This is a genomic window from Pseudomonas sp. P9_2, assembly GCF_034008255.1.
Lineage (GTDB): Bacteria > Pseudomonadota > Gammaproteobacteria > Pseudomonadales > Pseudomonadaceae > Aquipseudomonas > Aquipseudomonas synxantha_A.
In genome coordinates this window covers 5147453-5167585 of the sequence record NZ_CP125376.1, presented here as the reverse complement: position 1 = coordinate 5167585, position 20133 = coordinate 5147453, and the positions used below count along the sequence as shown (strand labels likewise).

The following is a 20133-nucleotide window of genomic DNA, read 5'->3' as shown; positions in this document are numbered from 1 at the left end:
CCGAGTACATATCCGTTATTCAGGTAACGGCTGCTATTGGTTCCGCTCTTACAGCGGCTCACTTTTGAAAGGCGCAAAAGTAAGCAAAACGCTATCGCCCCACCACTCGGCACCTCGCCCAGGCTCGGTGTGCCCGTAATCCGCCATGGATTTGGGGGGCCGCCGCCACGCGCCATCCATAGCGCGGGGCGGCTAAACCGGCATCCCTGCCGGTTTACCCCCCAAATCCATGTCGGACTCCGGCCAGCGTGGTTTGACGGGGCGCCTAAGATCAAGATCAAAAGCAGATCAAGAGCGGCTCGCTTCGCATCGTGGTTACCGTCGGCTGCTATAAAGCGCGCTTGACCTGCGCACCCAATCCCCACTCAAAACACCCTCCAGACAAAAACACACCCTCCCGGTTTTATAGCGCTTGACCTTCCCAATGTGGCAAGCCCGATAAAAACCTCCAGTGTCGATTTGTCTTGAAAATTCCAAGGAGGGTGAACGATGTACGCCAAACCAATAAGCCTGATCACCGGGGCAATGGCCGTGGTGTTGATGCTGGGCGGATGCACAGACAACGCGCCGCCGGCCGCTGCCGCCAAGCCGCCCAGCGTGCCAGTGGCCGAAGTGGTGGCGCGAGCGGTGACGCCGTTTGTCGAGTACACCGGTTCGTTGACCGCCATTGAGCAGGTCGAACTGCGCCCGCGTGTCAGTGGTTATCTGCAAAGTGTCAGCGTGCCCGAAGGCCAGTTCGTCACCAAGGGCCGCCCGTTGTTTGTGATTGACCCGCGGGGATTTCAGGCCGCGTTGAACGCTGCCAAGGCGCGCTTGCGCGAGGCCGAGGCCAATGCGTTGCTGGCCCAGGCCGAGCATGGTCGAGCCGAGCAACTGTTCGCCAAGAAGGTGGTGGCGCGTGATCGTCTCGACACCGCCATTGCCTCCTTGAATGCCGGCAGGGCCCAGGTCGAGGCGGCCAGGGCGGCGCTGGATACGGCACAGTTGGACCTGAGCTACACCCGCGTCACCGCGCCCATCAGTGGCCGCATCGATCGTGCCCTCGTCACCGAAGGCAACTATGTCACCCGAGGGGAGACGCCGTTGACGACGATCGTTTCGGTCGATCCGTTGCATGTGTACTTCGATGTTGACGAGCGCACCTATCTGCACTCGTTGGCCGCGACGCGTGAACACGCCGGATCGAAGGGGGACAAAGCCGCCAAGGTGATGGTCGCGATGCTCAATGATGCGACCTATGCGCGGGCCGGGCGGGTGGACTTTCTGGCCAACGCGGCCGACCGCAAGACCGGCACCGTGCGCGTGCGTGCGGTGGTCGACAACCCGGACGGGCGCCTGACCCCCGGGCTGTTCGCCAAGGTCAAGCTGGACACCGGCGCGGCACAAACGCGGGTGTTGATTGCCGACCATTCCATCGGCACCGACCAGGGCCGGCGCTATGTGCTGGTGGTCGGTGACGGCGACAAGACCCAATACCGCCCGGTCGAATTGGGCCCGATGGCTGAAGGCCTGCGGGTGATCGAGCAGGGCCTGCAACCGGGCGAGCGTATTGTCGTCAAAGGGCTGGTGCGCCCGGGCATGACGGTGACGCCGCTGGCCGCCAGCATCGAGGGCAAGCCGCTTGAGGCACCGCTGACCGTGGGAGGCGTGCAATGAGCTTTCCACGGTTCTTTATTGATCGGCCCATCTTCGCCATCGTCCTGTCGGTGTTGATGATGATCGGCGGCCTTGTCGCCTTCTTCCACCTGCCGCTGAGCGAATACCCCGCGGTCACGCCACCGACCGTGCAAGTCACCGCGAATTATCCTGGGGCCAACCCGCAAGTGATTGCCGAGACGGTGGCGGCGCCACTGGAACAGGTGATCACCGGCGTTGAGGGCATGCTCTACATGACCTCGCAGTCGGCCACCGATGGCCGCATGATCCTGACGGCGACCTTCGCCCAGGGCACCAATGCCGACATGGCGCAGATCCAGGTGCAAAACCGCGTCTCGCGTGCGTTGCCGCGTTTGCCCGAAGAGGTACAGCGTCTTGGTGTGGTCACGCAGAAGACCTCGCCGGACATCCTCATGGTGGTCCACCTGCTGTCTCCCGACCAACGTTATGACCCGCTGTACATCTCCAACTACGCCTACTTGCAGGTGCGCGATGAGCTGTCGCGCATACCGGGGATCAACGACGTGCTGGTGTGGGGCGCGGGTGAATACAGCATGAGGCTGTGGCTCGACCCGGACCTGATCGCTGCCCGAGGCTTGACCGCCGGTGATGTGATCGGCGCCGTACGCGAGCAGAACGTGCAAGTGGCGGCGGGCTCGGTCGGCCAGTCACCTGATTCCAATGCGGCCTTCCAAGTCACGGTCAACACCCTCGGGCGCCTGACGGACGAAGCGCAGTTCGGCGACATCATCATCCGCACCGGCGATAACGGCCAGGTCACGCGCCTGCGCGATGTGGCCCGTATCGAGATGGGCGCCGATGCCTATGCGCTGCGCAGCCTGTTGGATGGCGAGCCGGCCGTGGCTTTGCAGATCATCCAGAGCCCAGGGGCCAATGCGCTCGATGTGGCGCAGGCGGTGCGTGACACCATGCAGCGCCTGCAGGCCAACTTTCCCGAAGGGCTGGTGTCGCGGATAGCTTACGACCCGACCGTGTTTGTGCGCGCTTCGCTGGAGTCAGTCGCCATCACGCTGATGGAAGCGATCCTGCTGGTGGTCATCGTGGTGGTGGTGTTCCTGCGTAACTGGCGCGCATCGCTGATCCCGTTGATGGCTGTGCCGGTGTCGATCATTGGCACCTTTGCGGTCATGCATCTGATGGGGTTTTCCCTCAATACCTTGTCGTTGTTCGGGCTGGTGTTGTCGATCGGCATCGTGGTCGACGATGCCATCGTGGTGGTCGAGAATGTCGAGCGGCATATCGAGAACGGCGAGGAGCCCACCGAGGCAGCGCGCAAGGCAATGGGGGAGGTCACCGGCCCGATCATCGCCATTACCTCGGTGCTGGCGGCGGTGTTTATTCCCACGGCGTTTCTCAGTGGTCTGCAGGGGGAGTTTTATCGGCAATTTGCGCTGACCATCGCGATTTCCACGATCCTCTCGGCGGTCAACTCGTTGACCCTCAGCCCGGCGCTGGCCGGCCTGTTGCTGCGCCCGCGCAGCGCCGCCGTGGCGCACGATCCGCGCAGCCTGCGCGGTCGTGCTGCGCATTGGGTGCAGGTGCTGAGCCGACCGTTCCAGCGGGCGCCGCAGGCGTATGGCAACTCGGTGCGCAAGGTCGTCGGCCGCCGCGGGGTGGCGCTGGTCGCCTACAGCGCATTGCTGGCGCTGACCTGGTTCGGCTTCAACGCTGTACCGGCGGGCTTTGTGCCGATGCAAGACAAGTACTACCTGGTGGGTATCGCCCAATTGCCCAATTCGGCCTCGCTGGAGCGTACCGATGCGGTGGTGCGGCAGATGTCGAAGATCGCCCTGGATGAACCGGGTGTAGAAAGCGTGGTGGCGTTCCCGGGGTTATCGGTCAACGGCTTCGTCAATGTGCCGAATGCCGCGGTGATGTTCGTCATGCTCGATCCATTCAAGGAACGAACCTCGCCCGATATGACCGCGGTCGCCATCGCCGGGCGCCTGCAAGCCAAGTTCGCGAGCATCCCTGACGGATTCCTCGGCGTATTCCCGCCGCCGCCGGTGCCCGGCCTTGGGGTGACCGGTGGCTTTAAGTTACAGGTCGAGGACCGTGGCGGGGTTGGGCTTGAGGCATTGGTGCAGCAGACCCAGGTATTGATGACCAAAGCCACTGAGTCGGGCCAGGTCGCCGGATTGATGACCAGCCTGGACGTCAACGCACCGCAGTTGAACGTCGACATCGATCGCACCCAGGTCAAGAGCCAGGGCGTGCGTCTGGCGGATGTGTTCGAGTCCTTGCAGGTCTATCTCGGGTCGCTGTATGTCAACGACTTCAACCGTTTCGGCCGGACCTACAAGGTGACCGCCCAGGCTGATGCCGACCATCGGATGCAGGCCGAAGCCATCGGCCGCCTGCAAGTGCGCAATGCGGCCGGGAACATGCTGCCGTTGTCGGCGTTTGTCACCGTCACTCCGGGTTCCGGCCCGGACCGGGTGATTCACTACAACGGCTACCCTTCGGCGGATATCTCCGGTGGGGCGATGCCTGGGGTCAGCTCGGGGCAAGCTGTTGCGCTGATGGAGCGGCTGGCGCAGGAGGTACTGCCCGAAGGCGTGACCTATGAATGGACGGATTTGACCTACCAGCAAAAACTCGCCGGATCATCGGCGCTGTTTATTTTCCCGCTGTGTGTGTTGCTGGCGTACCTGATCCTCGCCGCGCAGTACAACAGTTGGTTGTTGCCGCTGGCGGTCTTGCTGATCGTGCCCATGTGCCTGCTCAGCGCGATCATCGGCGTGTGGCTGGTGGACGGTGACAACAACGTGTTCGTGCAGATCGGGCTGGTGGTGCTGGTCGGGCTGGCGGCGAAGAACGCCATTTTGATCGTCGAGTTTGCCCGCAGCCTCGAAGCCGAAGGTGCGAGCCCGTTGGAGGCGGTTATCCACGCGTGCCAACTGCGCTTGCGACCGATCCTGATGACGTCGCTTGCGTTCATCGCCGGCGTGGTACCGCTGGTATTGGCCAGTGGCGCCGGGGCCGAAATGCGTCATGCCATGGGGGTTGCAGTGTTTGCCGGGATGTTGGGGGTGACGCTGTTCGGCCTGTTCCTCACGCCGGTGTTCTACGTGGTGATGCGCAGCCTGGCGCTGCGCTTGCAGCGTCAGGGTTCGAATCCGAAGTTGCAGCTGGAGGAGCGCGCATCATGAAACGGTCTTTTCCACTTTTTATGTTGCCGTTGCTGCTGGTGGCCGGCTGCGCTGCGGTAGGGCCTGACTATTCCGCGCCGGTGCTGCCCGCCGCGCACAGGCCGGCAAGCTTCGGTGCGCCCGTTGCAGGTCTGGGCAGCGGCGAGGTCGAGGTGCAGTGGTGGCAAGTGTTCGACGAGCCGGCACTCAGCCAATTGATCCAGCAGGCGCTGGCGGCCAACCACGACATCGGCATCGCCGCCGTACGCCTGGATGAAGCCAAGGCGATGCTGCGCGAGAGCCGCCAAGGGTTTCTGCCCAGTGGCGGTGCCGCCCTCGGTTATGAGCACCGACGGCGCAGTGAAGTCGAGACACCGTTGGGCCAGGAACGCTCAATTGAAACCACCCGCGCGGCACTGGATGCGGCCTGGGAAATCGACCTGTTTGGGCGCGTCCGCCGTTCGGTAGAGGCAGCGCAAGCGCAGGCGGGGTCGCGCCAGGCATTGCTGCGCAGTGTACAGGCGAGCGTCGCCGCCACCGTCGCGGCCACCTGGTTCGAACTGCAAGGGATCGAAGCTGAACAGGCGGTGGTCGCGGATATCAGCCAGAGCCAGCGCGACAGCCTGGGCCTGGTGGAACATCTGGTCAGCGTCGGCGCCGCCACCGAGTTCGACCGGCTGCGCGCCGAGGCCTTGCTGCGCAATGTCGAGGCGGTAGCGCCCGACCTTGAACGGCGACGCGCAACCTCCACCAACGCGCTGGCCGTGCTACTGGGGCAAGCGCCGCAGGGGTTCAAGCCGCCTGCGGCCAAGCCCGGCCGTGAGGCCTTGAACCTGCGTACCCTGCAAGTCGGCGACCCGGCCGGCTTGTTGGCCCGGCGCGCCGATATCGCTGCGGCCGAGCGCACGCTGGCAGCCGAGACTGCACAAATAGGCGTGGAAACCGCGGGTTTGTACCCGGATATCCAGGTGCAGGGCTCCATCGGGCTACTGGCCGGAAGCCTCGGTTCGCTGGGGGACGCCGGTATGCAGTCGAACTTTATCGCCCCGGTGATTCGCTGGTCGCTGCTGGATACCGGACGCGTGCGCGCGCGAATCGCCGCCAGCGAGGCGCGCACCCAGGCGGCACTGATCGCCTACGACCAGGCCGTCTTGCGTGCCCTGCAAGAGACCGATGATGCGTTTCAGGCCAACAACGCCGCGGGCAATACCCTGAGCCTGAGGCTGCTGGAAGCGGCGGCCAATCGCGAGGCGGCCAGGTTTGCGCGTACGCGCTTTGCCGAAGGCGAGGGCGTGTATCTGGATGTGCTTGAGGCCGAACGCGCGGACTTCAACAGCCGCCGTGCGTTGACGGCGGCGCGTACCGGGCAGCGGCTGGCGGTGGTGGGGATTTACAAGGCGTTGGGAGGTGGATGGCAGATTTGTGAGCAGATGGGGCAGGGATGTGGGGTGGCGGTGATGCGATAGCGGCTAGTCCACGATGCGAAGCGAGCCGCTCTTGATCTTGCTCTTGATCTGCTTTTGATCTGAGGCGCCCCGTTAAACCACGCTGGCCGGAATTCGACAGGGATTTGGGGGGTGAACCGGCAGGGATGCCGGTTTAGCCGCCCCGCGCCATGGATGGCGCGTGGCGGCGGCCCCCCTAATCCCTGGCGGATTACGGGCACACCGAGCCTGGGCGAGGTGCCGAGTGGTGGGGCAAGAGCCTTTTGGTTACTTTGGGGCTCTTTTCCAAAGTGACCCGCTGTAAAAGCGGAACCAATAATGGCCGTTACCCAAACAACGGATATGTACTCGGTCTGATCCAGCATCCTGGTCGGCCCTGAGGCCGCCATCGGGAGCAAGCCCCCTCCCACATTACCCCTGGCAACTCCCTCCAAAAAGAAATTTCCTACAGGTGTTGACCTTGCCACTACAGGAACCTTTAGGCTTTTTTCCGTGTACGCCAAATCACAAAAACAAGAATCAAGGGGTTATCAATGGATACTGCTACCCTGCAACAACGCTCGGATTCCCATCGGTTTGCCACGGCTTCAACGCTGATGGCCAACGCCCTGGAACCCGGTGCCAATTACGCCCAGCTCACCCGTGCCCTCGAGGCACTGCTCACGCTGACCCGCCAGGGCCTTTCGGGAGATGCCGACGCCTACGCCCACTACCAGTCAGCTCTGCTGCAACTGCACATCCCGGGCGAGCCGCGCACTGAGCCGACCCGCCGCTGGATGGCCAGCGAGGTCTACCGCGTCGAAGACGAGTTCGCCGCCGACCTACCGGGCTTCACCGCGTTGCCGGTGGATGAGTTCCGCCAGTTGGTCGACGCTGAAATCGCCGCGCGCAGCCGGGTCAACCACCCCATGTCGGTGCACCTGTTCCAGGGTACGCCGCCTGTGCAAGATGTGCGGTTCTTCCTGGAGCATCACTGGACCCGCTCCTACAACTTTTACAGCCTGCTGGCCGAACTGGCCTTTCGCTTTGAAGCGATCGAAGACGCCTCGGTGTTCTACCGCAACCTTTATGGTGAAGCGGGTGCCGAGACGCCGGAGCGTTCGCACCCGGCGATGCTGGCCCATCTGATGGAGTATTTCGATATTGCGCTGGCAATCGATTTTCCTGCGCTGCATCCGTTGGAAAAGGCCTACCTCAATAATCGCATTCGCTGCGTGCGCCACACCGATGTCGCCTGGGGCCTTGCACTGCTCTATGCGGTGGAGTCAGTCAGTTGCGTCAACCATCGGCGCATCTACGAGTTGTTGCAACGTCTGGATGTTCCACAGCAACCCAGTGAATTCCATCGCCTGCATGGCACCCAGGATGAGATCGATACCGAGGAGATGTGGGCACTGATTGCCAAGTTTGCCGGCGATGAAGGCTTCCAGCGCACGTTCATGCGCGCGTTGAAACGTCACTTCGAAATCAACAAGGCCTACTTCGACAGTTTGTGGCAGCAGATGCAGGCACAGCGCCTGTCTGCCTGAGCCCTGTGATCGCAGAACAACAATAATGGAGCACATGATGAGCCCACGTAATTTCTCGCAGCCGCAGTTGCAGAATATCCACACCCCCGAAGCCCGCTTGTTGGCCGAAGCGCTGAAGCCCGAGGCAACGTTCAATCGTATCGAGATTGCCGCCAATATGCTGAGCGGCCTGTGCGAGTCGGGCTTGCAGGGCGACGCCGCAAACGCGGCGCAGTGCCAGCAATTGCTGTATATCCTTTCGCTGAGCGATGACGTTGCCAGCGCCTCGACCCGCCGCTGGCTGGCCAATGCCATCTATCGTGTGCAAGAGCGCTTCATGCCGGCGGTGGACCTGGCATCGCCCTTGTCCGAAGCCGGCTTCCAGCAACGCCTGGAAGAACAAATTGCCGCGCAATCGCGAGAGCATCACCCGATGTCGCAGTATGTGTTTGAGGGCAAGGCTTCCCGCGAACAACTGCAGGTGTTTCTGCGCCATCAATGGTTCCGCACCTACCGCCTGTACCGTGATGCCGCCGACCTGTTGGTCAACCTGACCGACGTAGACGAGGCTGCCGCACTGGGCCGTTATCTGTACGGCGAACTGGGCGAAGAGGACGAGCAGCGCTCCCACCCTCGGTTGTTGGCCAAGCTCCTCGCCGCCATTGGCCTGACCGCCGATTTCGAAGCCATCTCGACCATGCCCGAAGAAATCGCCTACCTGAACAACCGCGCGCGGTGTTTCCGTAACCCCGATGTCGGCTGGGGCCTGGCGGTGTTCTATATCACCGAGCTGGTGGTGCCCGGCAATCACGGCAAGCTGTACAACGCTTTGCGCAACGCAGGCTTGAGCCAGGACGACGCGCAGTACTACGAAGTGCATATCAGCCTGGTGCCGCCGCGGGCCAAGCGTGAATGGGCGTTGATTTCACGCCGTATTCCGGACCTCGGGTTCCAGAACGCGTTTCTGACCTCGCTGGCCGAGCACTTCCGGCTGGAGCGGGCTTATTACGATGCGGTCTGGGAAGAAATGCAGCGCGTGAAATAGCCCTCCCTGGACAACGCGAGTACCCCGACATGCCAAGTCATATCACTGAATCCCGTATCCACGGGGGCGCTTACTCGTCCCCGGAATTTGCCGCGATCTTCTCTGATGCCAATCAGGTGCAGAAGTGGCTCGATGTTGAAACAGCACTGGCGGCGACCCAGGCGCAGATGGGCATCATCCCCCCTGAGGCCGCGCGGGAAATCGCCCGGGTCGCCAGTGTGGAACTGCTGGACCTTGATGCCCTGGGACGCCAAAGCATGGAAACCGGGCATATCCTGGTGCCGACCCTTCGCGCACTGGAGGCCCTGTGCGCCGATGGCCTGGGTGAATACGTGCACTACGGCGTAACCACCCAGGACATCCTCGACACCGGCCTCATGTTGCAGGTCCGCGATGCCTGGGGCCTGGTGTTGCAGCGTTTGCGCGCTATCCGTGGGCATTTGCTCAAGCTTGCGCTGCGGCACAAACACACACCGATGGTCGCCAGGACCCACGGGCAACAAGCGCTGCCCACCACGTTCGGCTACAAGGTGGCGGTGTGGGTCGATGAGATCGATCGACACCTTGAGCGTTTTGACGAAGCCTATGCCCGGGTCATGGTGGGCAATCTCACCGGCGCCGTGGGCACCCTGGCCGGCCTTGGCCCGCAGGGTCTGGAGGTGCAGCGCCGGACTCTGGAAAGCCTCGGCCTGGCGGCACCGTTGAGCAGTTGGCACAGCGCCCGCGACCGCATTCTGGAGGCGGCGTGGTTGCTGGTGCAGGCATCGGCAACCCTGGGCCGGGTTGCCAATGAGATCTACCACCTGCAACGCACCGAGATTGATGAAGTGCGCGAAGGGCGACGGGCAGGGCAGGTGGGGAGCAGCACCATGCCCCACAAGCACAACCCGTCGACGGTGGATTTGATCAGCGCGCTGTCGCGCCTGGTGCGTGCGCAGATGCTTGCGCTCACCGACGCGGCATTCCAACTGCATGAGCGAGACGGCACCACCTGGCGGATTGAATGGGCGGCCTTGCCGGAGCTGTTCATCTACGCCGGGGCCTTGCTCGCCCGTATGGAAGGCGTACTGCTGGCCGGCCTGGACGTGCGCGAAGCACGGATGCGCAGCAACCTGGACATGCTCGGCGGGCTGATCCTGTCGGAACGCATCATGCTCGCGCTGGCGCCGCGTCTGGGCAAGCAGACGGCCCATCACCTGATCCACGACATTGCCCTGCAGGCCCAAGGTTTGGGCGGTTCTTTTCGCGAAGCCTTGCTCAGCGATCAACGTCTGCACGGCTGTTTCACCCGCCAGGCACTCGACGACCTGCTTGACCCGGCCGCCTACACCGGGTTGGCGGCGGAGATGGTCGAACTGGTGGCCAATAAAACAATCCCCCGCTGTTCAAGCGATGGCCTTGAGGCGGTGATGGCAACCCAAGGCAATACCAGTCAGTCCCAGTACGCTATGGAGGGTATGTAATGGATGCGCAAACGTTGGAAGCGGTAGCCCGTGCGTCTTGCACCGCACGCACCGAACACCTGGGCCTTGATCATGAAGGCGAGCAATGCCGCCATGAACACAGCCACATTCTCGACTCGAAAACCCACGGTTCAGGCTATGCCGGCCCGCAGAGCCGCAAGATCTTCTGCAGTCACTGTCGCTTGCAACGCTGGCTGGATGTGGAAGCCGCGTTGGCCATGGCTCAGGCCGATGTGAATATCATCCCGCGCGAGGCCGCCCTGGAAATCGAAAAAGCCGCCTTGCTGTCGGGCATCAATGTGCGCCAGTTGGCCGAGGGCGTGGCAGCCACCGGCCATTCGCTGATGCCGTTGCTGAGCGCCCTGCAAAAAAATTGCAGCCCAAGCGCCCGCGAGTACGTGCACTACGGCGCCACCACCCAGGATATCCAGGACACCGCCCAGTCCCTGGAAATGCGTGACGTCCTCGACGCGATGGACCAGGCCCTGGAGACCTTGCTCGGCAAGTTGTCGACCCTGGCCGATGCGCACCGTGACTCGCTCATGGTGGCCAGGACTCACTCGATCCCGGCGTTGCCGACCACCTTCGGGCTGAAGGTCGCCGGCTGGATCGATGAACTGTTGCGGCATCGCCAGCGCCTGGCCGAAGCGCGTCAGCGTGTGCTGGTGGTGCAGCTGTTCGGCGGGGTTGGCACCATGGCGGCGTTCGGCCCGGAAGCGATACCGATGCTGGAACGCTTTGCGCAGCGTCTGTCGCTGCAAGTGCCGCTGACGGGGTGGCACGTGTCCCGTGACCGCGTCGCGGAGTTTGTCAGCACCCTGGCCATGGTCACGGCCTCCTTGGCCCGTGTGGCCGATGAGATCCGCACGCTCAATCGCTGGGAAATCGCTGAAGTGGAAGTGGGCTGGAGCGACCAGCAGATCGGCAGCAGCACCATGCCGCACAAACGCAACCCCGAAGGCTGCGAGCAAGTGGTGGTGTTGGCGCGGCTGGCCAAGGCCCAGGTCATGCTGGCCCTGGACGCGATGATCCTCGAACACGAGCGCGATTATCGCGGCACACGCCTGGAATGGTGTGCGGTGGCGGACGTTTCTCACTATGCGCTGATGGCGCTGTCGATCCTGACCGACACCATCGATGGGCTCACCGTTAACGTCAAAAAGATGGAGGGCACTGCCCATGCCTACGGCGATGCGATCTGCACCGAAGCCGTGGTGTTCGAAATGGCGCGCAAGCTGGGCAAGAGCAGCGCCTACCAGATCATCTTTGAAGTGTCCCAGGCCAGCCAGCGTGATCACGTGTCGATCCGCGCCGCAATCGAAGCCGACGCCCGGGTGCTTGCCGTCATGAATGCAGGCGCTTTGGCGCGACTGTTCGAGCCGAGAACTCACCTGGGCATGTCCGAACACATCGTCGATAACGTGCTGGCCAAACTGGCGGCGCGTTGATCACTGAACAGACTTACACAATCATCAAGGAGCGACAGATGTCCAAACTTATGGAAGTTGATCAAGCCAAGGTTCAACAGTTTTCGGCGCGCATAATGGAGGATTACGGCAACACGCTGCGCGGCGCCATGCTCTACATCGGCGACCAGTTGGGTTTGTTCAAGGCACTGGCCGATGGCGAGGCCGTCACCCTGGAACAATTGGCGCACAAGACCGGCTACAACGCCCGCTACTTGCGTGAATGGCTGGGCAGTATGGTCACCGGCAATTATGTGACCTATGACGCGCAAACTCGCCAATACCGGATGCCCGCTGAATTTGTGCCGGTACTTGCCGATGAAGACTCGCCGTATTTCGCCGGTGGCATCATCCAGTTGAGCGTGCCGTTCGTGAGCATGGCGCCCAAAGTCATCGAAGCCTTCCGCCATGGCGGTGGCTGTGCCGAAGAAGCGTTCCCGCTGGAAACCTGGAAAGGCATGGAGCGCATGACCATGCCTTGGTACAAGCACTACTTGGTCCAGCACTGGATCCCGTCCCTGGACGGCGTCGAAGAGAAGCTCAAAACCGGCGGCAGTGTGCTGGATTTCGGCTGCGGCGCGGGCCTGGCGGCGATCACTATGGCCAAGGCTTACCCCGAGGCGCGCATCGTCGGCTGCGATTTCCACTTGCCTTCCATCGAGTTGGCGCGCGCCAACGCCGAGGCGGCTGGGGTGGGCGACCGGGTGCAATTCGAGGTCAACGATTCGGATGCCCTGCGCGGACAGCAGTTCGACTTCGTGACCACTTTCGTGGTGATCCACGACGCCACTGACCCCCAGCAAATGCTCAAGGACCTGCGCGCCGCCACGGCCAAAGACGGCACCTACCTGATGGTAGAACTCAACCTGTCCGAAGAGCTGCACGAGAACATGAACCTGTTCGGCCGCGTCATGTACCCGCAGAGCACCCTCTATTGCATGACCTGCTCGCTGTCCCATGGCGGGGAAGGGCTGGGAGCGTTCATGGGCGAGAAACGTGCGCGCCAGATGGCGCAGGCGGCCGGTTTCAGCCATTTCCGCAAAGTCCCCTCGGAGTGGCCGCCGATGCCGGCGCTATTCGAGCTCAAACCTTGATGTGAGCTTGCTGTGGCGAAGGCGCTTGCACCCTCGCCACGGTGCGCAGCGTTCCCGAAATATTGCGCAATAAGGCAATTTAATGGCCCCTTTGTAACAAAATCCTCGCCAAAATCACTTTTATTTTCAGGTGGTTAGGCGGGGATGCAAATGCGCACTGTTGGAATGATGCTGATTGCCTGCTCCCTGGCGGGGGGCGCGACCACCGTACAGGCTCGGGAGTTGCGCGAGGGCGACAAGTACATGTGCAGTTGGGGCGCGGGCACAGCTGCCAGGGCTCAGGAGTTGAAGTTGTCCGGAGTGTCGCTGTATGCCGCTCGGCAGAAGATCCAGACCATCAAGTTCAACAAATCCTGGATGCGCATGATGGCCATGGGGATTACCGAGCAAACCTATGACAGCCACTCAAGACTGAAGCCGGAGGCGATCCGCAAAAGTTTTTACCAGGATTGCCTGCGCTACAAAGTCGCACGTAAATAAGCCGAAGCCGTTTAACGGCGCTTACAAATCCCCCACAAACCCTGTGTGAGTATTTGCATACAATTGCGCACTTCTTCATGGAGGCTTGTATGCGAGTGCTTATTCGAGCGGCGACAGCCGATGATGTCGACACGCTGTGTGCTATTCGCACCTCGGTGGTGCAAAACCATCTGAGCCTTGAGCAGATGGCCGAACGGGGGATCACGCCGCCGGTACTGATCGACGCGTTACGCCAAGCGCCTTGCGCCTGGATCGCCGAAGTCAACGGCCAGGCCGCCGGATTTTCCATGGTTGATCTGGATGAAGGTGAAGTGTTCGCGATGTTTGTGTTGCCTACACACGAGAACCTGGGCCTGGGACGGCAACTGATGGCAGTGGCTGAAGCCGCTTTGTTTGAACGCCACGACAGGCTGTACCTGATCACTGACGGGCGTGGTGAAGTCCGTGCCAACGGTTTCTATCAACACCTGGGCTGGTCCAACGTCGGCCCGGTTGATGGCGACGATGTTCGCTACGAAAAGAGCAGGGCGCCGTAAGGTCATGAATGCCCCAAAACCCACATCCTCCAGCGGCTTGCTGTATCTCGCCGTGGGGGTGCTGTGCCTCGCGGCGCTGCTGGGGTTCTATTTCGTTCAACTCAACGCCCAGGTGGACCGCCAGCGTGAAGAGGCCGCTGAGCGCCTGGCGCTTTGTCGGCACATGGAGACCGTCGTGGAGGTGAGCGCTGCCAGGCGCGCTGAACTTCAACAGACGTGCAAGCAATTGAGTGAACAGTGATTGAACAGTGTGCCGTACCTAATCAATAACCCTTTTTTATAGATGGACTTATGGCACGGGTATAACCGTTACTTGCACCAAAAAGTGGCACTCATTGTTCCCGTTACCTTAAAAAACATGTGGTTATTGAATGACTTACAGCGCTTTCAATCCGACGAAAGGATTAAAATAATCTTGTTACACGTTTTTACAGTCGCTACTATAGCCGGGCGTTCACCTCCCACGGTTTATGCATTTTTAAATCCCAAGTTTCCATCAGCTACTTGGGATTTTTTTTGCCTGGAATTAAATACGGGCAATAACGGCAGCGATACGGCCTGTCATTCGAAACGCGCTCGTTGCCGGGCGAAATGAGGCATGGCTAACACTTTTGCATCAATCGTCCGGCCTGCGACAAAACCTCATCTACGCTGTTTGGATCACAACCACCAGGTAGGCCCGCACAAGGGCGCTTGTCATGATCTCGATCGTCGAACTCAACCGCATCATGGCCTCGGGGTTCCAGCCTCTTTGCTGCGACTGCACCTTGAACAGCGATGGCTCGTTGCGCATCAGCATCTATGAGCCGCAGTCCGGTCGCGTCGATCTTTTGTTGACGTGCGTATCCCCTGAGGGCCTGGACAGCATCCGTTCCATCTCAAACCTGATTGGTGAGTTGCGTGCCGAGATCAAGGCCGGGCGCCGTGGGTTTGCGGCGGTGGGTTAGTGGCTGTGCGCGGCGTCAGAGGCGCCGCAGGAAGGATTTGACGATGTGACGGGTGGCGTCGGTGGTGTCCAGTTCGTCCAGGGCGCTGTAGGCGTACCACTGGCAGGCAACGATTTCGTTGCACGGCCGCGCCTCCTCGATATTCACCACCGAGGCCTCGAACACGTGGTGCAGCGTGTCGCGGGCCTTCAGTTCTTGCAAGTACAGCAAGCCATCGACGCTTAATCCGGTTTCTTCTTCCAGCTCGCGTTCGGCGGCGCCCACCGGGCGTTCGTTGCGTTCTACCTTGCCGCCCGGCAAGGCCCACTTTGATCTGGCCTTGCGCACGAAGAGAATATGCCCTTCATGTTCGCAAATGACGGTTGCCCTAATTTTCATCGTATGTGCCCCCGCGCCGGATGAATGTCACAAAAGTGTAATGCAAATGTCATGCTAAGTGGTTATGGCGTGCCGGGTTCTGTATGTGGATACTGCCCGATTGACGAAGACGAACGAGGGCATTCGATGAAGACCATACGCTGGGGCATGATCGGCTGTGGCAGTGTCACTGAGTTAAAGAGTGGACCCGCTTTCTACAAAGCGCCAGGTTCGGCATTGGTGGCCGTGATGGGGCGGCGTATCGAGGCGGTGCGCGATTATGCGGCGCGGCACGGTATCGCGCGTTTTCATACCGATGCTCAGGCACTGATCAATGACCCTGAGGTGGATGCGGTCTACATCGCCACACCGCCCGACAGTCACCTTGAATACAGCCTGATGGTGGCGGCGGCGGGCAAACATTGCTGCGTCGAAAAGCCCATGTCGCTGAATGCCGAGCAGAGCGCATTGATGCAACGCACCTTCGAGCGCGCCGGGCTGCACCTGTTTGTTTCCTACTATCGGCGTTCGTTGCCGCGCTTTCAGCAAGTGCGCAGCTGGTTGCAGGAAGGTCGTATCGGTGAGTTGCGGCACCTGACCTGGACCCTGTGCAAGCCTGCCGCTGCAACTGATGGCAACGCCGCCAATTGGCGCACCGATCCGGCCATTGCCGGTGGCGGCTATTTCGCCGACCTGGCCAGCCACGGGTTCGACCTGTTCCAGTACCTGGCCGGGGATATTGTCGAGGTCTCAGGCTTTTCCGCGCGTCAGGCCGGGCGCTACGCGGCAGAGGATGCCGTGACGGCCTGCTGGACCTTCGCCAATGGTGCCTTGGGCATGGGCTGCTGGAACTTTGTGGCGGACCGTCGCGAAGACCGTGTCGAATTGATCGGCAGCCGTGGCCGCATTCAGTTTTCAGTGTTCGAGGACCAGCCGTTGCGCCTGGAAGGCGAAACCAGCGAGGTGTTGGAAGTGCCGTGCCATGCGCATATCCAGTGGCACCACGTACTGGGCATGAATGCGCATATTCGCGGGGACGCCGAACATCCGTCGCTGGCGATCGAGGCGTTGAAGACCGATATCATCCTGGACAAGGTGTTGCAACGTTACTCCAACCATCCCTAGCTGCCGCGATAGCGTAAGACTCATTTTTAAAGGAATACCGGGATGAAATACTGGATGGTGTTGTGGCTCCTGATCGCCACAGTTGCAACTGCGGCGCCGCGTGACCAAGGGCTGCCGGGGGAGTTTGACTTTTATGTGCTGTCGTTGTCGTGGTCACCGACCTTCTGCCTGACGCACCCAGGCAATGAACAGTGCACGGGTAAGGGCTATGGGTTTGTGTTACATGGCTTGTGGCCGCAATACGCGCGGGGAGGGTGGCCGGCCTCCTGTGCGCCACAGTCACGCTTGAATGACGAAGAAATGGACAAGGGCGCGGCAATGTTTCCAACCCGTGCGCTGCTCAAGCACGAGTGGGCCAAGCATGGCACCTGCAGCGGGCTCGAACCGCTGGAGTATCTGGACAAGACCGACACGGCACTCGGCGCGGTGGTCATTCCGCCGCAACTGCAGCCATTCAATACACCACCGTCGCTACAGGCGCGTGAGATTGAGGACTTGTTTCGCGAAAGCAACCCACGCATGGGCAATCACGGTTTGGCGGTGATCTGCAAGGGCAAGGTGCTGTCGGAGGTGCGCGTGTGCCTGACCAAGGAGCTGGCATTCACCGGGTGCCCGCGCAGTGTAAAAAGCCAATGCCGTAGCGGTGATATTCGCATTCCGTCGCAGCGCTGAGCTCAATTGCGGGAGCCAGGTTAAAGCCAACACTGATCTTGTGGGAGGGGGCTTGCTCCCGATGGCGGCCTCAGGGTTGGTTGGGATGCTGGATCGGACCGAGTACATATCCGTTATTTGGGTAACGGCTGCTATTGGTTCCGCTCTTACAGCGGGTCACTTTTGAAAAGCGCAAAAGTAACCCAAACGCTCTTGCCCCACCACTCGGCACCTCGCTTCGGCTCGGTGTGCCCGTAATCCGCCATGGATTTGGGGGGCCGCCGCCACGCGCCATCCATGGCGCGGGGCGGCTAAACCGGCATCCCTGCCGGTTTACCCCCCAAATCCCTGTCGAATTCCGGCCAGCGTGGTTTAACGGGGCGCCTGAGATCAAGAGCAGATCAAGAGCAAGAGCGGCTCGCTTCGCATCGTGGTTACGGTTGGCAGCTATAAAGTTGTGTAGATATTTATGCGGTGATGACCAGGCAGTTGGTCGCCGACTGACGGTTATTGTCAGAAATTTCCCACAGGAGTACAAATGTACTCCATGACAAACCTGACTCCCCGCCGTACCGCCATCCTGACTTTCATTCGCGAGCGCATCGCGCACCAAGGTCAGCCCCCCAGCCTCGCCGAGATCGCCGAGGCGTTCGGCTTCGCCTCGCGCAGCGTCGCCCGCAAGCATGTGGTGGCCTTGACCGAAGCCGGTTTCATTGAGGTCAACCCCAACCAGGCCCGTGGTATTCGTTTGCTCAATCAACCCGCGCGTCCCGAGTGGCTGGATGTGCCGGTACTTGGCCGCGTGGCGGCTGGCCGGCCCATCGGTGCCGATGCGGACGTGCACAGCCACTTGCAACTGGATCCGGCCACTTTCGCCAAGACCCCTGACTACCTGCTGCGAGTACAGGGTGATTCGATGATCGAAGACGGCATTCTCGACGGCGATCTGGTGGGCGTACGTCGCAGTGCCGAAGCCTTGAACGGGCAGATTGTGGTGGCGCGTCTGGACGGTGAGGTCACGATCAAGCGCTTCGAGCGCAACGGCGAGCGGGTGCGTTTATTGCCGCGCAACCCGGCATATCAACCCATTGTGGTCGGCCCCGACCAGGACTTGGCCATCGAAGGGGTGTTCTGTGGCCTGGTGAGGCAAGGCTGATGGGCGCCGTAGTTGCCCTGGACTCGCTGTTCAATGGCGGGCGAGTCTGGAAGGGCCGGCCCGCCGCACCACCGGCCAGCGTGCACCCTACGGGGCTGGCGGCGCTGGATGCGGTGCTGCCCACTGGCGGCTGGCCGGAAGCGGCCTTGAGTGAAATCCTCATGGCCAAGGACGGGGTGGGCGAATTGCAACTGGTGCTGCCAACCCTGGCGCGCTTGTCGGCCCTGGGTGAGCGTATTGTGCTGGTGGCGCCGCCCTATACGCCGTATCCCCATGCCTGGCAGAACGCCGGGGTAGATGTGCGTCAGCTTTCCATTATCCAGGCCCAGGAGCGCGATGCGCTGTGGGCGGTGGAACAATGCCTGCGCTCCGGCAGTTGCGGTGCGGTGTTGTGCTGGCCGCGCAAGGCCGATGATCGGGCCTTGCGGCGTTTGCAGGTGGCGGCGGAAACCGGACAGACCCTGGCATTTGCCTGGCGCTCCTTGAATGAGGCGGTCAATGCCTCGCCCGCGGCCTTGCGCCTGGCGGTCGAGGCAAAGCCTGCACAAGTGCGCGTGCTCAAGTGCCGGGGCGGGTTGGCCCATCCGGCACCGATTGCCCTGGCGGGGCATTGAGGTTGCCATGCGTTGGGTCTGTATCGTCTTCCCGCAATTGGCGCTGGACGGGGCGCAGCGTGTGCATCCCGAACCCGACCAGCCTCTGGCACTGCTGGCCGGCACGCCGCAGCGTCGGGTGCTGCAAACCGTCAACGCCGCCGCCCGTGCCCTGGGCTTGCGCCCTGGTCAATCGTTGACGGCAGCCCATGCCCTGGCCAAGGGCTTTGCCTGTGTGGAATACGACCCTCTGGAAATCGAGCGCTTGCAGCAGTTGCTTGCCGCCTGGGCCTACCGTTTCAGTTCCCAGGTCAGCCTGTATTACCCGCGCGCCTTGTTGTTCGAGATCGAATCGAGCCTGGGCCTGTTCGGGCCCTGGTCGCAGTTCGAGGCGCGCTTGCGCAAGGAGTTGACCGACCTTGGCTTTCGTCACCGTATCGTCGCAGCGCCCAACCCGGCGGCGGCGCGGGTGTTGGCAAACCTTTACGATGGCCTGGCCGTGGCCGATGACAACGCCTTGATGCAGGCCCTGGCGCCACTGCCTGTCGACCGCGCCGGTCTTGACCCGCAGGCCGCCACCGCCTTGTCACGCATGGGCCTGCGCACCCTGGCCCAGGTGCAGGCATTGCCGCGGCATACCCTGGCGCGACGCTTTGACGCCAGCCTGCTCAAGCACCTCGACGCCCTGAGCGGGCAACGCCCCTTGGCCCTGGCGTTCTATCAGCCGCCGGACCAGTTCGAGGCGCGCATCGAGTTGAACTTCGATGTGCAATCCCACCAGGCCTTGCTGTTTCCATTACGGCGCTTGACCGGCGATTTGTCGGCCTTCCTTTGCGGGCGCGACAGTGGCGTGCAGGGCTTTGACCTGCACCTGGAACATGCCCAGGCGCCCGACAGCGTGATCAAGGTGGGCTTGCTCAGTGCCGAGCGTGAGCCTTTGATGCTGTTCGAACTGGCCCGTGGGCGCCTGGAGCAGGTCCAGGTCACCTCGCCGGTGCGCGGTTTGCGCCTGGTGGCCGAGGACTTGCCGGTGTTCGTGCCCCAGCGCCAGGACCTGTTCGACGACCGCCCGCAGCAAACCCTGCCGTGGGAACAATTGCGCGAACGCCTGCGCGCGCGCCTGGGGGATGAGGCGGTGCAGGGCTTGCGCTTTCACGCCGACCATCGCCCCGAATGTGCCTGGCAAGCCGCGACCGACAGCCGTCCATGCCCGAGCTTGAACAAGGTGCGGCGCCCCGGCTGGTTGTTGTCCGAACCGACGCTGCTGGCCGAGCAGGGCGTGCACATTCTGATGGGCCCGGAGCGCATCGAATCCGGCTGGTGGGATGGCGCCGATATCCGCCGCGACTATTACCTGATCCAGACCCGCGCCGGCCAGCAAGGCTGGGCCTACCGCAATGTGGGGTGCAGCGATGGACTGTGGCTGCAAGGCTGGTTTGCATGAACCCTGGAGCGAGTC

Annotated in this window: 18 protein-coding genes; 17 read left to right on the top strand and 1 reads right to left on the bottom strand. The window is 61.9% G+C overall.

Annotated features, from left to right (window positions below):
- Nucleotides 1–489: 489 nt before the first annotated feature.
- The 12 genes from QMK52_RS22865 to QMK52_RS22810 all read left to right on the top strand — a co-directional run bounded on the left by QMK52_RS22865 (nucleotide 490) and on the right by QMK52_RS22810 (nucleotide 14792).
- On the top strand, nucleotides 490–1656 hold the full coding sequence (locus QMK52_RS22865; protein ID WP_320403464.1) for an efflux RND transporter periplasmic adaptor subunit: 1167 nt from the start codon (nucleotides 490–492) through the stop codon (nucleotides 1654–1656).
- Nucleotides 1653–4829 carry an efflux RND transporter permease subunit gene (locus tag QMK52_RS22860; RefSeq protein WP_320403463.1) on the top strand — a complete coding sequence of 1059 codons (3177 nt, stop codon included), beginning with the start codon at nucleotides 1653–1655 and terminating at the stop codon, nucleotides 4827–4829. The genes QMK52_RS22865 and QMK52_RS22860 overlap by 4 nt, the downstream gene beginning before the upstream one ends.
- Nucleotides 4826–6274 carry a TolC family protein gene (locus QMK52_RS22855; protein WP_320403462.1) on the top strand — a complete coding sequence of 483 codons (1449 nt, stop codon included), beginning with the start codon at nucleotides 4826–4828 and terminating at the stop codon, nucleotides 6272–6274. Before QMK52_RS22860 ends, QMK52_RS22855 begins: the two co-directional genes overlap by 4 nt.
- Nucleotides 6275–6786: 512 nt before the next feature.
- The gene (locus QMK52_RS22850) at nucleotides 6787–7782 is read left to right on the top strand and encodes an HOASN domain-containing protein (protein WP_005787770.1); all 996 of its coding nucleotides are present in this window, start codon (nucleotides 6787–6789) and stop codon (nucleotides 7780–7782) included.
- A 37-nt stretch (nucleotides 7783–7819) separates the two neighbouring features.
- Nucleotides 7820–8806: an HOASN domain-containing protein gene (locus tag QMK52_RS22845; RefSeq protein ID WP_320403461.1), complete on the top strand. Its 987-nt coding sequence runs from the start codon at nucleotides 7820–7822 to the stop codon at nucleotides 8804–8806.
- Nucleotides 8807–8835: 29 nt separating this feature from the next.
- Nucleotides 8836–10269: an adenylosuccinate lyase gene (gene purB / locus QMK52_RS22840; protein WP_320403460.1), complete on the top strand. Its 1434-nt coding sequence runs from the start codon at nucleotides 8836–8838 to the stop codon at nucleotides 10267–10269.
- A complete protein-coding gene (locus QMK52_RS22835) occupies nucleotides 10269–11717 on the top strand; it encodes an adenylosuccinate lyase family protein (protein ID WP_320403459.1) in 1449 nt (482 codons plus the stop codon). The genes purB and QMK52_RS22835 overlap by 1 nt, the downstream gene beginning before the upstream one ends.
- 38 nt (nucleotides 11718–11755) lie before the next feature.
- Nucleotides 11756–12829 carry a class I SAM-dependent methyltransferase gene (locus tag QMK52_RS22830; protein ID WP_005787777.1) on the top strand — a complete coding sequence of 358 codons (1074 nt, stop codon included), beginning with the start codon at nucleotides 11756–11758 and terminating at the stop codon, nucleotides 12827–12829.
- Between the two features lie 150 nt (nucleotides 12830–12979).
- Nucleotides 12980–13309 (top strand): hypothetical protein, encoded by a 330-nt coding sequence (locus QMK52_RS22825; RefSeq protein WP_032803867.1) that lies wholly within the window; start codon nucleotides 12980–12982, stop codon nucleotides 13307–13309.
- 89 nt (nucleotides 13310–13398) lie between these two features.
- Nucleotides 13399–13845: a GNAT family N-acetyltransferase gene (locus tag QMK52_RS22820; RefSeq protein WP_005787782.1), complete on the top strand. Its 447-nt coding sequence runs from the start codon at nucleotides 13399–13401 to the stop codon at nucleotides 13843–13845.
- 4 nt (nucleotides 13846–13849) lie between these two features.
- Nucleotides 13850–14086 carry a hypothetical protein gene (locus QMK52_RS22815; protein ID WP_242462659.1) on the top strand — a complete coding sequence of 79 codons (237 nt, stop codon included), beginning with the start codon at nucleotides 13850–13852 and terminating at the stop codon, nucleotides 14084–14086.
- 457 nt (nucleotides 14087–14543) lie between these two features.
- A complete protein-coding gene (locus QMK52_RS22810) occupies nucleotides 14544–14792 on the top strand; it encodes a DUF1652 domain-containing protein (protein WP_005787786.1) in 249 nt (82 codons plus the stop codon).
- A 15-nt stretch (nucleotides 14793–14807) separates the two neighbouring features.
- On the opposite strand, the gene QMK52_RS22805 is transcribed toward QMK52_RS22810, so the two are convergent.
- A complete protein-coding gene (locus QMK52_RS22805; RefSeq protein WP_005787788.1) occupies nucleotides 14808–15170 on the bottom strand; it encodes an NUDIX hydrolase in 363 nt (120 codons plus the stop codon).
- Nucleotides 15171–15296: 126 nt separating this feature from the next.
- Between QMK52_RS22805 and QMK52_RS22800 the strand changes: the two genes are divergently transcribed.
- The 5 genes from QMK52_RS22800 to QMK52_RS22780 all read left to right on the top strand — a co-directional run bounded on the left by QMK52_RS22800 (nucleotide 15297) and on the right by QMK52_RS22780 (nucleotide 20118).
- A complete protein-coding gene (locus QMK52_RS22800; protein WP_194440563.1) occupies nucleotides 15297–16274 on the top strand; it encodes a Gfo/Idh/MocA family protein in 978 nt (325 codons plus the stop codon).
- Nucleotides 16275–16316: 42 nt separating this feature from the next.
- Complete coding sequence (locus tag QMK52_RS22795) at nucleotides 16317–16946, top strand: ribonuclease T2 (RefSeq protein ID WP_320403458.1); 630 nt, start codon at nucleotides 16317–16319, stop codon at nucleotides 16944–16946.
- Between the two features lie 517 nt (nucleotides 16947–17463).
- Nucleotides 17464–18081 (top strand): transcriptional repressor LexA, encoded by a 618-nt coding sequence (gene lexA / locus QMK52_RS22790; protein ID WP_032803494.1) that lies wholly within the window; start codon nucleotides 17464–17466, stop codon nucleotides 18079–18081.
- Complete coding sequence (gene imuA / locus QMK52_RS22785; protein WP_005787796.1) at nucleotides 18081–18695, top strand: translesion DNA synthesis-associated protein ImuA; 615 nt, start codon at nucleotides 18081–18083, stop codon at nucleotides 18693–18695. Before lexA ends, imuA begins: the two co-directional genes overlap by 1 nt.
- 7 nt (nucleotides 18696–18702) lie before the next feature.
- Nucleotides 18703–20118, top strand: a complete 1416-nt coding sequence (locus tag QMK52_RS22780; RefSeq protein WP_005787798.1) for a Y-family DNA polymerase — start codon at nucleotides 18703–18705, stop codon at nucleotides 20116–20118.
- Nucleotides 20119–20133: the final 15 nt, after the last annotated feature.

Coding starts and splice junctions, on each gene's coding strand:
- QMK52_RS22865 (WP_320403464.1), top strand. CDS start 490: ATGTACGCCAAACCAATAAGCCTGATCACCGGGGCAATGGCCGTGGTG.
- QMK52_RS22860 (WP_320403463.1), top strand. CDS start 1,653: ATGAGCTTTCCACGGTTCTTTATTGATCGGCCCATCTTCGCCATCGTC.
- QMK52_RS22855 (WP_320403462.1), top strand. CDS start 4,826: ATGAAACGGTCTTTTCCACTTTTTATGTTGCCGTTGCTGCTGGTGGCC.
- QMK52_RS22850 (WP_005787770.1), top strand. CDS start 6,787: ATGGATACTGCTACCCTGCAACAACGCTCGGATTCCCATCGGTTTGCC.
- QMK52_RS22845 (WP_320403461.1), top strand. CDS start 7,820: ATGAGCCCACGTAATTTCTCGCAGCCGCAGTTGCAGAATATCCACACC.
- purB (WP_320403460.1), top strand. CDS start 8,836: ATGCCAAGTCATATCACTGAATCCCGTATCCACGGGGGCGCTTACTCG.
- QMK52_RS22835 (WP_320403459.1), top strand. CDS start 10,269: ATGGATGCGCAAACGTTGGAAGCGGTAGCCCGTGCGTCTTGCACCGCA.
- QMK52_RS22830 (WP_005787777.1), top strand. CDS start 11,756: ATGTCCAAACTTATGGAAGTTGATCAAGCCAAGGTTCAACAGTTTTCG.
- QMK52_RS22825 (WP_032803867.1), top strand. CDS start 12,980: ATGCGCACTGTTGGAATGATGCTGATTGCCTGCTCCCTGGCGGGGGGC.
- QMK52_RS22820 (WP_005787782.1), top strand. CDS start 13,399: ATGCGAGTGCTTATTCGAGCGGCGACAGCCGATGATGTCGACACGCTG.
- QMK52_RS22815 (WP_242462659.1), top strand. CDS start 13,850: ATGAATGCCCCAAAACCCACATCCTCCAGCGGCTTGCTGTATCTCGCC.
- QMK52_RS22810 (WP_005787786.1), top strand. CDS start 14,544: ATGATCTCGATCGTCGAACTCAACCGCATCATGGCCTCGGGGTTCCAG.
- QMK52_RS22805 (WP_005787788.1), bottom strand. CDS start 15,170: ATGAAAATTAGGGCAACCGTCATTTGCGAACATGAAGGGCATATTCTC.
- QMK52_RS22800 (WP_194440563.1), top strand. CDS start 15,297: ATGAAGACCATACGCTGGGGCATGATCGGCTGTGGCAGTGTCACTGAG.
- QMK52_RS22795 (WP_320403458.1), top strand. CDS start 16,317: ATGAAATACTGGATGGTGTTGTGGCTCCTGATCGCCACAGTTGCAACT.
- lexA (WP_032803494.1), top strand. CDS start 17,464: ATGTACTCCATGACAAACCTGACTCCCCGCCGTACCGCCATCCTGACT.
- imuA (WP_005787796.1), top strand. CDS start 18,081: ATGGGCGCCGTAGTTGCCCTGGACTCGCTGTTCAATGGCGGGCGAGTC.
- QMK52_RS22780 (WP_005787798.1), top strand. CDS start 18,703: ATGCGTTGGGTCTGTATCGTCTTCCCGCAATTGGCGCTGGACGGGGCG.